This window comes from Mesorhizobium sp. B1-1-5 (assembly GCF_006443065.1).
GTDB lineage: Bacteria > Pseudomonadota > Alphaproteobacteria > Rhizobiales > Rhizobiaceae > Mesorhizobium.
In genome coordinates this window covers 1-14406 of record NZ_VFWS01000132.1, presented here as the reverse complement: position 1 = coordinate 14406, position 14406 = coordinate 1, and the positions used below count along the sequence as shown (strand labels likewise).

At 66.3% G+C, this 14406-nt stretch carries 10 protein-coding genes; 6 read left to right on the top strand and 4 right to left on the bottom strand.

The annotated features are described in order from the left end of the window. Positions 1–80 precede the first annotated feature (80 nt). The 6 genes from FJ980_RS26015 to FJ980_RS25990 all read left to right on the top strand — a co-directional run bounded on the left by FJ980_RS26015 (position 81) and on the right by FJ980_RS25990 (position 10746). Positions 81–1013, top strand: coding sequence for an alpha/beta hydrolase (locus FJ980_RS26015; protein WP_140546553.1), 933 nt, complete (start codon positions 81–83; stop codon positions 1011–1013). 366 nt (positions 1014–1379) lie between these two features. Further along, positions 1380–3344, top strand: coding sequence for a hypothetical protein (locus FJ980_RS26010; protein WP_140546552.1), 1965 nt, complete (start codon positions 1380–1382; stop codon positions 3342–3344). A gap of 11 nt (positions 3345–3355) precedes the next feature. Continuing rightward, complete coding sequence (locus FJ980_RS26005) at positions 3356–7240, top strand: DUF11 domain-containing protein (protein ID WP_140546551.1); 3885 nt, start codon at positions 3356–3358, stop codon at positions 7238–7240. A gap of 172 nt (positions 7241–7412) precedes the next feature. Continuing rightward, positions 7413–8090: a ribulose-phosphate 3-epimerase gene (gene rpe, locus FJ980_RS26000; RefSeq protein WP_140546550.1), complete on the top strand. Its 678-nt coding sequence runs from the start codon at positions 7413–7415 to the stop codon at positions 8088–8090. A 262-nt stretch (positions 8091–8352) separates the two neighbouring features. After that, a complete protein-coding gene (locus FJ980_RS25995; protein ID WP_224545279.1) occupies positions 8353–9090 on the top strand; it encodes a GntR family transcriptional regulator in 738 nt (245 codons plus the stop codon). Between the two features lie 108 nt (positions 9091–9198). Then, positions 9199–10746 carry a malonyl-CoA synthase gene (locus FJ980_RS25990; protein WP_140546549.1) on the top strand — a complete coding sequence of 516 codons (1548 nt, stop codon included), beginning with the start codon at positions 9199–9201 and terminating at the stop codon, positions 10744–10746. Between the two features lie 210 nt (positions 10747–10956). On the opposite strand, the gene nagA is transcribed toward FJ980_RS25990, so the two are convergent. The 4 genes from nagA to FJ980_RS25970 all read right to left on the bottom strand — a co-directional run. Next, complete coding sequence (gene nagA, locus FJ980_RS25985; protein ID WP_140546548.1) at positions 10957–12117, bottom strand: N-acetylglucosamine-6-phosphate deacetylase; 1161 nt, start codon at positions 12115–12117, stop codon at positions 10957–10959. Beyond that, positions 12114–13145 (bottom strand): SIS domain-containing protein, encoded by a 1032-nt coding sequence (locus FJ980_RS25980; RefSeq protein WP_140546547.1) that lies wholly within the window; start codon positions 13143–13145, stop codon positions 12114–12116. The genes nagA and FJ980_RS25980 overlap by 4 nt, the downstream gene beginning before the upstream one ends. Then, positions 13142–13921 (bottom strand): GntR family transcriptional regulator, encoded by a 780-nt coding sequence (locus FJ980_RS25975; protein WP_140546546.1) that lies wholly within the window; start codon positions 13919–13921, stop codon positions 13142–13144. Before FJ980_RS25975 ends, FJ980_RS25980 begins: the two co-directional genes overlap by 4 nt. Further along, a partial coding sequence (locus FJ980_RS25970) for a BadF/BadG/BcrA/BcrD ATPase family protein (protein ID WP_348640665.1) occupies positions 13918–14406 on the bottom strand: 489 nt, incomplete at its 5' end. The genes FJ980_RS25975 and FJ980_RS25970, both read right to left, overlap by 4 nt.

The following is a 14406-nucleotide window of genomic DNA, read 5'->3' as shown; positions in this document are numbered from 1 at the left end:
ATCTCCCCCCTTGAGGGGGAGATGTCCGGCAGGACAGATAGGGGGGCCCGGGCGCAATCATCTAAAGTTGGTCATGCGATATGACCGACTACAAAACACTCATCGACGCCGAGACCTGGGCTTTCATCGAGAAGACCAACTCCTACTATCCGCCGGACACGATCGACTACACGATCGAAGAGCAGCGCGCGATCTACGACCGGATGTGCCGAGAGTTCTTTGCCGGCTATCCGCAAGGCGTGACCGCCTTGACGACAGGCATCGCCGACGGCATCCCGATCCGCATCTATCGCAACGCGGAGCCGAACAATGCCGCGATGGTGCTCTACCTTCATGGCGGCGGCTTTATTCTGGGCGGGCTGGAGAGCCATGACGATGTCTGCGCCGAGCTTTGTGCCCGCACCGGCTTCGAGGTGGTCTCGGTCGATTATCGGCTGGCGCCGGAGCATCTGCATCCGGCCGCCTTCGACGACGCCATGGACGCGTTCGAATGGGCCGCCAGGACCTATGACTGCGCTGTCGTGCTTTGCGGCGACAGCGCCGGCGGCAATCTCTGCGCGGCGATAGCGCATGCCACGCGCGGCCATGAAAAGAAGCCGGCCGGCCAGATGCTGATCTATCCCGGCCTCGGCGGCGACCATTCGCGCGGCTCCTACGTCACCCATGCCGAGGCCCCGATGCTGACCGTGCGCGACCTCGACTTCTACAAGCATATCCGCACCGGCGGCGTCGACCAGACCGGCGACATCACGCTCTATCCGCTCGCCGACGCCGATTTCGCCTATTTGCCGCCGACGGTGCTGATCACCGCCGAGTGCGATCCGCTGTCGTCCGACGGCGAAGCCTATCGCGACCGCGTCGTCGCGGCGGACGGGCGCGCCGCCTGGTTCGAGGAGCCGGGCCTGGTGCATGGCTATCTCCGTGCCCGGCACATGGTCGGCCGGGCACGGACGAGCTTCACCCGCATCGTCGAGGCGGTATCGGCGCTCGGCCGGGCCGACTGGATCTGGTAACGACCCTGGCGACTGGAAACACTTTCCGCTCCGCTGCCCTCCCATGAACCTTTCCACGCCGGCCAGCGACTGACGGCCAGGCGCCGCAATGGTGCGGCCCGGAAAGGGAAAGCCGCCATGACCAGAAACCCAGAGACTCCGCGGTCTCCGGGAACATCGGAAGCCCAGCGCGATCACCGCCTTCGGGAAGGGCTCGACGCGCTGGGCTTTCGGCTGATTCCGTTGACCCTGCACAGGAGCAGGCGTATCGTCGCCAAGAGGAAAACAGACAATTCGATCGGGGACGAACGTGCCGCAACGCCGCGCCTTGCCCTGGTTGGCGCGGCAAGACCGGATGTTCCTTCCTGCGGCTTCGGGGGGAGTTCAATGTCTGGCGGTCGCGGCTCGTTCGTGCGTTCTCGTGGCGGCCGTTCACGCCGCGCAATAGCAACAACCGGTGGAATACTTGCTGTGGCGCTGTCCGCCGGCCTCTGGCTCGGCGGCGTTGCGAAGGCGCAGGAAACGCAGATCATCTATCCCGGATCGATGGCGGTCACCGGCTTCCCCGGCACCGTGATCCCCAATTTCGATCAGGGCTTGCCGCCCGGCGCCGATCCGGTCGACGAGACCTTCATCGATACGTCCCGCGCATCCTTGCGCATTTTCGACGTCGCGCATCTCGGCGGGCAGGCCTCCGGCCAGCTCGTCAACACGCCGCCGCCCTTCGAGGTAAGCGCCGGGCAAATCGGCGAGGTGTTCGGACTGACCTATGACGACGGCGTGCGCGATGGCGCGCCCTCGGGCATTCCCAACCTCTATGCCGCCGCGACCTCGCTGCATGGCGTCGAGATCGTCACGCCGGACGCCGACGACGACGGGCGCCCGGAGCGGCAGCGCCGCGGCGCCGCCGGCGCTGCCTTCATGGACGGCCAGTTCGGCACCGAGAATGGCGGCGGACCAGGCACGATCTGGAAGATCGACGGCATCACGGGCGCGGTCTCGAAATTCGCCGACATCGACACCAATAGCGGCCCGGGCATCGGCAATCTCGCCTTCGACCCTATCCACCGCCAGTTCTTCGCCTCGGACCTCGACACCGGCCTCATCCACCGCATCGACGCCAACGGCCATCTGGTCGACACGTTCGACCATGGTGTCGCCGGGCGCCCGGCGCATGGGCTGGCCCCGGTTGCCGACGACGGCGCCGTCATGGATATTCAGGGCGCCGCCTTCGACACGGAAGACCCCGAGACCTGGGGCTATACGCAGGACGGGCGCCGTGTCTGGGCGGTCTCCTATCATGGCGGCCGGCTCTATTATTCGGTCGGCGAAAAATCCGAGATCTGGTCGGTCGGCATTGCGCGCGACGGCACGTTCGCCGGCGATCCGCGCTGGGAGCTGACGGTCAAGGCCGACAAGGACTACGCCGTCACCGACATCTCATTCGACAACAAGGGCTTCATGTACCTCGCCCAGCGCGGCCCGGTCGAAAACCGTTACGATTACAGCCGCTTCGCCGATTCCGGCAAAGGCGAGCTGATCCGCTACTGGCGCGAGGACCCGGACGATCCGGCAACGGAATCGGGCTGGGTCGAGGTGCCGCAGGAATATGCGGTCGGCTTCCCGCAAGGCAACCGGCAGTCGGCCGGCGGCGTCGACCTGCAATATGGCTATGATGCCGACGGCAATATCGACACCAGTGTTTGCACCGATACCGTCGTCAACACCGGCGACAAATTGCGCGACAATCCTGAATTGGCCGAGCGCCTCGCCGCCGGCGGGCCGCTTGCCGTGCACGGCGTCCAGCTGACGCCAAGCGCGCTGGTCAAGCCGGCGAACGTTCCGCCCTTCGGCTCATGGTTCGTCGACTTCGACGGCTATTTCGAAGACCCCGAGGTCGAAGGCCATGTCGGCGACGTAAGGGTCTGGCGCCCCTGTGAGGGCCGCGCCGGCTACTATGAGGAAATCCCCGGCGGCGGCTACCTGCCTCCGTTCTATCCGCCGGACTTCCCACCGCCCGGCAACCTGCCGCCCTGCATCGATATCGAGGACGTGCATTATTACTGCACGCCGCGCGGGCTTCAGGCCGAACTCTATCTCCATGACCATGCCGGCTTCGGCGGCGATTCGATCAAGGCGCAGTCCAGGACGCCCGGCGTCGGGGTGACAACACCCATGTCGCATGTTCCGGGCAAGCCCTACACGATCGACATCACCGGCCATTATCCTGGCGACACCGTCAATGTCGGGCTCTGCTTCCACCGCAAGTCCGACCAGGACAAGGGTGGCTACTACCCTTGCTGCAAGATGACGCTGCCGCTCAGAACGCCAGCCGTCAGCTGCGAACGTTGAGGGAGGGACAGATGAGCAATCTCGCCCTTTCCCGCTTCGTTTCGAGCAACCCGAAACCCGTCATGGAGACGATCATGAAACCCCTGTCATACGCCAGGCGCGGCGCGCGCTGGCTGATGGCGGCCGGTATCGCGGTCGCCATGCTGCCGGCGCTGCCGGCATTCGCGGAAGACACCGCTCCGGCCAAGCTCACTGAAGTTGCCGGACCGGAGCCCAGGCTCGACCTGGACAATCCGCGCGTCATCAACCCGGAGCCTGGCCGCATCGTCCCCTTCTTCACCAAGACGGGCGGCCAGCGCAGCTGCGACTATGTCTATTACACACTGACCTTCGGCCTGCGCGGCAACGAGCAGGCCTTCGCCAACCCGATCTTCGTCAACGCGCTGAAGAACGCCAGGATCGACTTCAAGGACCAGCTTGCGCATGGTCTGAAGATCGTCAACGTGAATGTGACCGGCGACGGCACGGATGCTGGCGGCGGACCACTGCCGGCGGCTGCGATCAGCAGCTCGGCCAATCCCGACGACACGGCGACGGTGTCCGATTTCCGGATTTCCGCCTCCGACCTCGACGGCTCGGGCGCGCCGAACGAACGCACCATCACCTTCCGGATCCTGGCCAAGATAGACCAGGCGGCGTTTCCGGCGCCGGCAAATGTCGACAACCAGGGCCAGATCAAGGTGACGATGTCAGGCGGCCCGGGGACCATTATCCCGTCGCAGGACCCGAGCAAGCCGGATGACGGCAATATCCTCACCGGCGCGAAGACGACGATCCATATCGACGTCACCAAGTGCAACCCGCCTCCACCTCCCGGCAAGGAATGCTTCAAGGTCGAGCGCGGCACGGTCGACTGCGTGCCCGGCGGCGGCGCTTTCATCTACCACATGCCGGTCGGCCCGGAGATGGGCGGCAAGTGGGTGCAGGTGTCGACAACGACGCCCGGCGTCACCATCGTTCCCGACACGCAGAAGGTGCCGATCGGCGGCGGCGTGCTGAACTGGAAGATCATCGGCGCCTCGCCGGGTGAGGCCATCCATCTCATCGTCACCGGCATCGAAACCTATGCCGGGCCGAAGGAAGGCTGGGGGCTCTGCTGCACGCAGGTGATCGACATCGTCATCCCGCGTGATCTGAGATGCCCGCCCAAGGACAAGGAGCCGGACCTGAAGGTCGAGAAGCATGCCGACGTGCCGCGTTGCACGATGGCCGGCGGCTGCGACTTCACCATCACCGTCACCAATGTCGGCGACGCGCCCTATAACGGCAAGATCGTGCTCGACGAGGTGACGCTGCCGGCAGGCTCGGTGCTGACATCGGGACCGAACGCGCCCTGGGTCTGCGTGCCCGGCACGACGCCGATGACCTGCACCTATCCGGTGACAACGCTCAACCCCGGCGCTTCCGTCAACCTCAAGCTCGGCTTCAGGCCGGCGGGCGGATGGCAGGGCAGCGTGCTGCGCAATTGCGCCGCCTATGACTACCAGGCCAGCGGCAAGCCGCTGTTCGGCAGCCAGACCAACGATCGCGGCTGCGCCTCGATCCCGATCTGCCGCCGTGGCGACCGCGATCCACAGTGCAACCCACCGGTCGAAAAGAAGGTGGACCTGATCCTGAAGAAGCGCGCCCGCGCCCCGGTCTGCACGGCCGACGGCGTTTGCTATTTCGTGATCGACATCATCAACAACGGCACCAGCACCTATAACGGGCCGCTGACGGTGATCGACAACTATCCCGGCGGCGCGCCCACCTCGTCGGCCTTCGGGCCGAGCCCGCCATGGACCTGCGGCCCCAACGGACCTGGACAGTTCCGCTGCGACAATGCCGGCATCTCGCTGCCTCCCGGCGCCTCGACGCCAATCGTCGTCAAGGCGGTGATGCCGGCAAGCTACCGGCCGGATACGGTGGAAAACTGCGCCGAGGTTAAGGCCATTCCCGGCGAGGTCGATCTCGCCAACAACAGAGCCTGCGCCACCGAGCGCATCCGCCATCCGAATGGCGGCCAACCCGGCCTGCGCATCACCAAGGTGTGCGGCGGCGATCAGCTCGTGCGTGCTGGAATGGTTTCCTGCCGCATAACCGTCGCGAATGCCGGCACCGCCGCCCCCACCGGTCCGGTGCGGGTCAACGATGCCGCAGCCCTGGTGTCGGGGGGTGCTCCGGTCGAGATCCAGACTGTGACCCCCGACGGCGCGGGGTGGAGCTGCGGACCGGTGCCCGCCAATACGCTGTCGTGCCAGATTCCCGGCGCCGTAATGACGCCCGGAACCAGCCGGCACTTCGACGTGACGGTGAGCGGCAATGGCGCGTTCGAAAACTGCGCGCGCGGCTCCTACGGGCCGGCGCCGGGGGACGATATCGTCTACCCGATCGGCCAGGCCTGCGCGAAGGGCGGCGGCGCTTCCGCCATCCGTGTCGAGAAGACCGGCGATGCCGAATGCCGGCCGGGCGAACCCTGCTCGTTCGAGATCACCATCGCGAATGACGGGCCTACCCCCTTTTCCGGCCCGGTCCGCATCGGCGATGCGATCGGCATCGAGGGCCTGGGCCGGCTGGAAGGCGTTGAGATCACGTCGATCGATCCGCCTTTCGGCTGCTCGCCGGAACCGACGACGCTGCCTCTATCCTGCATCGCCAACCTGACACTGGGCGCCGGCGAAAGCCACACCCACCACGTCACCGTGATCCTTCCCGAGGAGGGGCGCCTCGCCAATCTGCAGGGGACGGTCAACGGGCAGAACTGCGTCGGCGTGTTGCCCCCTAACACACCGGTGCAGGGCGGCGGCGACGTGCTCAACCGCGACCTGACCAACGTCCAGCGCGATCGCGGCAAGGCCTATGCGTGCCATCCCTTCACCATCAGGCATAAGGTGAAGAACCAGTGCTCGGATGGGCTGGTGCTGAACTCGGCCGGCCGTTGCGCCTGCCCGGACGGCACCGCCTTCCGCAACGGCCAATGTTCCGGTAATGGGGGCTCTGGCGGCACCAAGCTGCTGCCTCTCCCGCCACCGCCGCGCTGCGTCCTGCTGCAGGGCCAGATCCGGACCGCCGACGGACGCTGCGTCTGCCCACGCGGCACGGGGCTGGAAAACGGCAAATGCGTGCGGGGCGACGAGCCGCAGGAGCCGCAGTGCACGCTGCGTCCCGGCCAGTACCGCGACCAGGACGGCAACTGCGTGTGCCGCCGCGGCGAGCTGGTGAACGGCGTCTGCCAGGTCATCCCGCCAAAATGCGCGGTGCGCGGCGCCGTGCCGACTTCGGACGGAAACGGCTGCACCTGCCCGGACAACACGCATCTCGACCGGGTGGCCAAGGCCTGCGTGCCTGATCGGCAACCGCCCGCTCAGTGCCGTATCCGCGGCCAGTCCCGCAACGCCGATGGCGATTGCGTCTGCCCGCGCGGCACGGAGGTACGTGACGGCGCCTGCCGGCCGATCGTGTCGAAGCAATGCCCGATCCGCGGCCAGGTGCGCGACGCCAACGGCAATTGCGCCTGCCCGGACGGGCTGGAGGTGCGGGGCAAGGCCTGCCAGCGGCCGAAGCCGAGCCAGGAGCAGTGCACTATTCGCGGTCAGGTCCACAACAAGCGGGGCGACTGTGTCTGCCCGCGTGGAACCGAAATCCGCGACGGCGCCTGCCGCAAGCCGCAGCAGGAATGCGCGCCGGGCTCGCGCTTCATCGACGGCCAATGCCAGCCGGTGCTGATCAAGCGCTGCCCCGCCGGGACCACGGGACGCTTCCCGGACTGCACGCCGATCCGCAGAAGGCCGGGCATCGAGATCAACCCCGGCCTGCTGCTCAACCCGAACGTGTTGCAGCAATTGGTGCCGCAGCGCCAGCCGCGGCGCGTGCTGCAGGATCCGGCGGGCGCCAACATCCAGAACTTCAAGCCGTAATCCCCGCGGCTGAGGACCAGGACCCGCCGGAGCGATCCGGCGGGTTTTCTTTTCCACTTCCTCATGCTCTCTCTTTGATTTAGAGCCGGATTCAGATTTCAGGTCGACTCGAGCTGAAATCATCCGGCTCTAGGCGGCCCTGACATTGGCGTTCGGAAATGAGGCGAGCAGCATGAGCAAGAAGACCCTGATTGCGCCATCGGTGCTGGCATCGGATTTCTCCAAGCTCGGCGACGAGGTCGAGGCCGTCGTGGCGGCCGGCGCCGACTGGATCCATCTCGACGTGATGGATGGTCATTTCGTGCCCAACATCACCTTCGGCCCGCCAGTGATCAAGGCGATCCGCAATCGCACCAAGGCCTTCTTCGACTGCCATCTGATGATTGCGCCGGCCGATCCTTACCTGGCGGCCTTCGCCGAAGCGGGCTGCGACGGCATGACGGTGCACGCCGAGGCCGGGCCACATCTCGACCGCTCGCTCCAGACCATCAAGAACCTCGGCAAGAAGGCGGGCGTCTCGCTCAACCCGGCAACGCCGGAAACGGCGATCGAGTATGTGCTCGACCGGTTGGACCTCATCCTGATCATGACCGTCAATCCGGGCTTCGGCGGGCAGGCCTTCATCCCGGCGATCGTCGACAAGGTGAAACGGGTCAAGGCGCTGATCGGCGGTCGGCCGATCCGTATCGAGATCGACGGCGGTGTTTCGGCCGAAACGGCGCCGCTGGTGACCGCGGCCGGCGCCAATGTGCTGGTGGCGGGCGCCGCGGTCTTCAAGGGCGGCAGCGTCGAAGCCTATAGGGCAAATATCGAAGCAATTCGAACGGCTGCCGACAGGGCCGCCAGTTAAACGTATAACGGCACGAGCTCTCGCGGGAGTTGCACAACCGCGACAGCGATTGAACGACTGTTCATTCTATGAAGCGACCCAGGAACATCGTCTTTTCCCTGGGATTCTACTTTGTTCAATAAATAGACGGTCCGCTTGTCTTAAAGTCGAATATCGGCATCTTCCGCTTGAGACACCTCATTGCCCGGCTGTATGATACATGTACGGGAATTGCTTCGCCGCGGGGCCCTGGCAAACCAGGGGCAAAGCAACAGGAGTTCGATTGACAAACGGAAGCACCGAGCCGGGCGAGAGCAAGGGCGCCAAAAGCACGCTTGCCAGTTCGGTCTACCAGCAACTCCGCGACGACTTGCTGCGCGGAGCCCTGGAGTCCGAGACGAAACTGCGTGTCGAGTGGGTCGTTTCCCGCTATGGCGCCGGCGCCTCGCCGGTGCGCGAGGCGCTCAACCGCCTGGCCGCCGAGGGTCTGCTCGGCCGTCACGACCAACGCGGCTTCTTCCTGATGCCGGTCAGCGCCGCGGAACTGGAGGAGCTGACGCGCACGCGCTGCTGGCTGGAGGAGCGGGCGTTGCGCGAATCCATTGCGCACCGCACCGCAGAATGGGAAGAGCAACTGGTGCTGGCCCTGCACCGCCTTGCACGCGCCGAGCGCCGCCTGCCGGATGACCCGGCAACCAACAATCCGGAATGGGAAAAGCTGCACCGCGCTTTCCACCGGGCGTTGATCGCGGCGTGCCGGTCGCACTGGCTGATCGGCTTTTGCGATCAGCTTTCCGACCAGGCCTCGCGCTACCGCCTGATCGCGCAAAACGCGCCAGGCACAGGGCGCGACGATCTCGGCGAGCACCGCATCATCGCCGAGCGCACGCTGGACGGCGACGCCGACGGCGCGGTCGAGGCGCTTCTCAATCACTACCGCCTCACCGCGGCGATGTGCATGGAACGCCTCGCGCAGGGTTATGATCCGAGGGCCGGCAAGTCCCAACGCGGCCGTAAATAGCGGATCGAAAAATCAACGCAGTTTTTGCTCCGGGCGCCAAATCTGGTATTCGCTCAGGCGAGCGCAATGCATGCGCCATTCGGCCTTCGTCCGCCTTGAGGACATTTCATGACCAATCATCTCTTCAGCGCATTCCGTTCCCGCATGCCGGCGCCCGGCCGGCTGCTGATGGAGACGGATGACGGCCGTTCGATCACCTATGGCGACATGCTGGCGAAGTCGGCGCAGCTGGCGCATGCCCTCGCGCAGGCCGGCGTCGAGCCCGGCGACCGTGTCGCGGTCCAGGTCGAGAAGAGCCCGGAGGCGATGCTGCTCTATCTCGCCTCGTTACGCGCCGGCGCGGTCTTCCTGCCGCTCAACACCGCCTATACGCTGCCCGAGCTCGACTATTTCTTCCGTGACGCCGGGCCGAAACTGATCGTTTGCGATCCGGACCGTCTGTCCGGTGTCGAGCCGCTTGCCGCGGCGGTCGGCGCCACTGTGCTCACGCTCGGCCGCGACGGCCAGGGAACGCTGGCCAGCCAGGCTTCGCGGCAGGCAACCGATTTCAGCGACGTCGCGCGCGGGCCGGACGATCTTGCCGCGATCCTCTACACCTCCGGCACCACCGGCCGTTCCAAGGGCGCGATGCTCAGCCATGAGAACCTCGCCTCCAACGCGCGCGTGCTGGTGGAGCAATGGCGCTTCGGCGCCGACGACGTGCTGATCCACGCGCTGCCCATCTTCCACACGCACGGCCTGTTCGTGGCCACCAACGTCATCCTGATGGCCGGCGCGAAAATGTTCTTCGAGCAGAAATTCGATCCCGCACGCATTCTGTCGCTGATGCCGCGCGCGACCGCGCTGATGGGCGTGCCGACCTTCTATGTGCGGCTGTTGCAGCAGGACGGCCTGACACGCGAGGCGGCGAAGACGATCCGGATCTTCATCTCCGGCTCGGCGCCGCTCTTGGCAGAGACGCACAAGGCCTGGCGCGAGCGCACCGGCCACGCCATCCTCGAGCGCTACGGCATGACCGAGACCAACATGAACACGTCCAACCCCTATGACGGCGAGCGGCGCCCGGGCACGGTCGGTTTCCCCTTGCCCGGCGTTTCGCTGCGCATCACCGATCCCGAGACGGCCGAGCCGCTGGCCCAGGGCGAGATCGGCATGATCGAGGTCAAGGGACCCAACGTCTTTGCCGGCTATTGGCGCATGCCTGACAAGACCAAGGCCGAGTTCCGCGACGACGGCTTCTTCATCACAGGCGATCTCGGCCTGATCGATGCCGACGGCTATGTCCACATCGTCGGGCGCGGCAAGGACCTGATCATCTCCGGCGGCTACAACGTCTATCCGAAGGAGATCGAGAGCGAGATCGACGCGCTCGACGGCGTCAGCGAAAGCGCGGTGATCGGCGTCGCGCATCCCGATTTCGGCGAGGGCGTCACGGCGGTCGTGGTGCGCAAGCCGGGCTCGGCGATCAGCGCCGCCGACATTACCGGCGCCATCGCCGGACGGCTGGCGAAATACAAGCATCCGAAGCAGGTGATCTTCGTCGACGAACTGCCGCGCAACACGATGGGCAAGGTGCAGAAGAACGTGCTGCGCGAGGCGTATACGAATATCTATACAGCTACCAAGCCGGCTAACAACACCCCGTCGTCATCCTAGGGCGAAGCAAGGAGCGAAGCGCCGCGCGCAGACCCTAGGATCCATGCCGTGATGTTAAAGCATTGCTAACGTTGTAGAATTCTGCACAGTTGCACTTTGCGCCACAGGTCACGGAATGGATCCTCGGATCAAGCCCGAGGATGACGACGCGCGAGGGGCTCCGGCCAATCGCGGCCGTTTGCATTGGCTTTGACGGTGGATCAAGTAGGCCTACGCGCCAAAAACCTTCTCGCCGCCGATCCAGACGTTTCTGACATCCAGCCCCTCCGACAATCCAACAATGTCGGCGGCGGTGCCATTGGCGAAGCGGCCGAGGCGGTGGGCCTGGTCGATCGCCTCGGCCGGATAGAGCGAGGCCATGCGCAGAGCCTCGTCGAGTTCCAGGCCGACGACGCGGTGGACGAAGCGGACGGCGGAAATCATGTCGAGGTCGGCGCCGGCCAGGGTGCCGTCGGCAAGCCGCAGACTCCCGTCCTTGCGGTAGATGGTGCGGCCGTTGAGCGTGAACGAGGTCATGTCGGTGCCGATCGTCGCCATGGCGTCGGTGACCAGCACGATTTTGCCCGGCCCCTGCTTGCCGCGCAGCGCGAGGATCATCGTTGCCGGATGGACATGGATGCCGTCGGCGATGATGCCGGCATACAAGCCGCCGGTGTCGATCGCCGCGCCCGCCAGGCCCGGCTCGCGGTTGCCGATCTGGCTCATGGCGTTGAAGAGGTGCGTGACCACCGTGACGCCGGCTTCGGCGAAGGCGGTGGCCGTCGCGTAGTCGGTATCGCTGTGGCCGAGGCTGACGATGACGCCGGCCTTGGCCAGCGCCGTGACACGTGCCGGCTCGACCGATTCCGGCGCGATCGTGGTGAGCAGCACCGGCAGGTCCCGCCGCGCGGCAATCAATGCCGCCTGATCGGCGTCGGTCATCGGCCGGATCAGGGCCGGATCATGCGCGCCCTTGCGGGCCACCGAGAGATGCGGCCCTTCCAGGTGCAGGCCGAGGAAGCCCGGCGCCTTTTCCCGGGCCGCCTCGGCGCCGGCGGCGATGGCGGCGGCGGTGATCGCCGGCGTGTCGGTGATCAGCGTCACCAGCAGCGCCGTGGTGCCGAAAGGCGCATGCGCCCGGCAGATGGTCTCGATCGAGGCGACGTCGGGATGATCGTTGAGCATGACGCCGCCGCCGCCATTGACCTGGATGTCGACGAAACCGGGCACCAGCAAGCCGCCACCGGTCTCGACCGTCGAAACGCCGGACGGAATCGCCCCGGCGGGCAGGACGGCCTCGATGACGTCGCCCTTGACGACAAGCGCGGCGTTGTCATGCCAGTCGGCACCGTCGAAGATGCGGGCGCCGGTGAGTGCGAAACGGTCGCTCATACGGTTTCCGTCACCTTGCGCAAATTGCGCGGCGCATCGGGATCGAGGCCGCGATGGCGGGCGAAGGCCTCGACGAAGCCGTAGAAGGACACGATCAGCGGCAGCGGATCGGTCAGCGGATGGCCGGTGGCGACATGCGGCAGAAGCCGCGCGGCCTTCGCCTTGTCGGAGGTGATGAAGGCGGCGGCGCCCTTGGCCGTCAGGCCGTCGGCCGCCTCCGCGACCGAGGGCTCGGACGCGTCGCGGGCGGCAAGCGCCAGGACCGGGAAACCCGGTCCGACCAGCGCCAGCGGCCCATGCATGACCTCGGCGGCGCTGTAGGCCTCAGCGTGCATCGCGCAGGTCTCCTTGAATTTCAACGCCGCCTCGCTGGCGATCGCGAAGGACGGGCCGCGGCCGAGGATGAACAGCGATTGCGGGTTCTCCAAAGCGCCGGCGAGCGCCATCCAGTCGCAGGCGATCGCCTTCTCGAAATGGCCGGGAAGGCCGGCAAGCGCCTTGATCAATGCTTGGTCATCGGTGGCATGCGCCATCAGCGCCAGGCCGGCGACGGCCGAATTGACGAAGGTCTTGGTGGCCGCGACGCTGCGCTCAGGTCCGGCCAGGATATCGATGGCATAGTCGGAAGCCCGCGCGAGCGGCGAGTCCGCCGTGTTGGTGATGGCGACGGTGAGCGCGCCGCCGGCCCGCGCCGTTTCGGCCATGGCGACGATGTCGGGGCTCTTGCCCGACTGCGAGATCGCCAGGCATGCGGAGCCGCGAAGTCTGAGCCTGGCGCCGTAAATGGACGCGATCGATGGCCCGACCGAGGCGACGGCAAGGCCTGCCGTCAGCTCGACGGCATATTTCATGAAGGTCGCGGCATGGTCAGACGAGCCGCGCGCCACGGTGACGACGAAATTCGGGTCGCGCTCGCGAAGGCCGCGACCGGCCTCGGCCAACACGGCGGACGAGCCGTCGAGAAGGCGGGCCGCCGCTTCAGGGATCTCGTCGATCTCGCGCCGCATATGGGTGGTGCTGGCATTCATGGCCGGAGCTCCTCTCCCGGCCCGGTCAGCCGGAGTTCCGCGACGAAATCATAGGCGTCGCCCCTGTAAACCGAGCGGGTGAACTCGATCACCTTGCCGCTCGCCAGATAGGAAATGCGCTCGATCTGCAGTCCGGCAACCCCCGGAGGCACTTCCAAGAGACGCGCATCGGCGTCGCCGAGATTGGTGGCCGAGATGCGCTGCACGGCGCGGACCGGGCGATTGCCGGTCGTTTCCAGCGCCGCATAGAGCGAGGAGCCGATCGCTTCGGGATCGGGCAGGACGCTGGCCGAGAGCGCCGCGCGCTCGATCGCCAGCGGCGTGTCGTTGGCGATGCGCAGGCGCGCCACGCGCGCCACCAGCTCGGTCGAGGAGAGGCCCAGCACCATCATCTCGTCCGGCGACGGCGCATAGAGGCCGCGGTCGAGCCAGACCGAGCGCACATTCATGCCGCGGCGCGCCATGTCCTCGGTGAAGGAGGTGAGCCGCGACAGCGACTGCTCGACACGCTCCATGCGCGGCGCGACGAAGGTGCCCGAGCCGTGACGCTGGACGAGGATGCCGCCCTTGACCAGATCCTGCACCGCCTTGCGCACGGTGACGCGCGATATATCGGCCTTGCTGGCGATGTCGCGCTCGGAGGGCAGCGCGTCACCCGGACCGATCAGGCCGCGATTGACCGCTTCCTCGATGCTGCGCCTGAGCTGCAGGTAAAGCGGCGCGCCGCTCTGCGAGGATTCTTTCAGCATGGCGAAGATCTGGTCGGCGGCGCTCATCGCGACGCCTCCGAACCCTTGGCAAAGATGCGCACGGCCATCTGCACGGCGCCGCCCAGCGCGTCGTCGAGCGGGGCTTTGAGCAGCGCCTGATAGCGTGCCGAAAGGCGCGGCGCGTAAAGCGGCGCCAAGCCGCCGAGCAGGCAGAGCGGCGCATGGTCGGCAAGGTCGAGCGCGCCGAGCGAGGCCTCGACATCGGCGACCGCCTTGGCGAGGATAAAATTGGCGACGAGATCGCCCTTTTCTGCATGCTCGAAAACCTTTGGCGCGAAGCCGCCGAAATCGCCAGGCTTGGCGTTGGTGGTGAATTCGACCACGTCTTCGGGATTGTTGCGGAAGACGGCGAGCATTGCGTCGGTCAGGGGTGAGCCCGGACGGATGCCGTCATAGGCAAGCAGCGTCTGTTCCAGCAGGTCGCGGCCGATGCGGGCGCCGCTGCCCTGGTCGCCAACCTGGAAACCCCAGCCGCCGATGGCGCGCGACTT

Excerpts from the sequence above, each read along its gene's own strand:
- FJ980_RS26015 (WP_140546553.1), top strand. The coding sequence starts at position 81 with ATGACCGACTACAAAACACTCATCGACGCCGAGACCTGGGCTTTCATC.
- FJ980_RS26010 (WP_140546552.1), top strand. The coding sequence starts at position 1,380 with ATGTCTGGCGGTCGCGGCTCGTTCGTGCGTTCTCGTGGCGGCCGTTCA.
- FJ980_RS26005 (WP_140546551.1), top strand. The coding sequence starts at position 3,356 with ATGAGCAATCTCGCCCTTTCCCGCTTCGTTTCGAGCAACCCGAAACCC.
- rpe (WP_140546550.1), top strand. The coding sequence starts at position 7,413 with ATGAGCAAGAAGACCCTGATTGCGCCATCGGTGCTGGCATCGGATTTC.
- FJ980_RS25990 (WP_140546549.1), top strand. The coding sequence starts at position 9,199 with ATGACCAATCATCTCTTCAGCGCATTCCGTTCCCGCATGCCGGCGCCC.
- nagA (WP_140546548.1), bottom strand. The coding sequence starts at position 12,117 with ATGAGCGACCGTTTCGCACTCACCGGCGCCCGCATCTTCGACGGTGCC.
- FJ980_RS25980 (WP_140546547.1), bottom strand. The coding sequence starts at position 13,145 with ATGAATGCCAGCACCACCCATATGCGGCGCGAGATCGACGAGATCCCT.
- FJ980_RS25975 (WP_140546546.1), bottom strand. The coding sequence starts at position 13,921 with ATGAGCGCCGCCGACCAGATCTTCGCCATGCTGAAAGAATCCTCGCAG.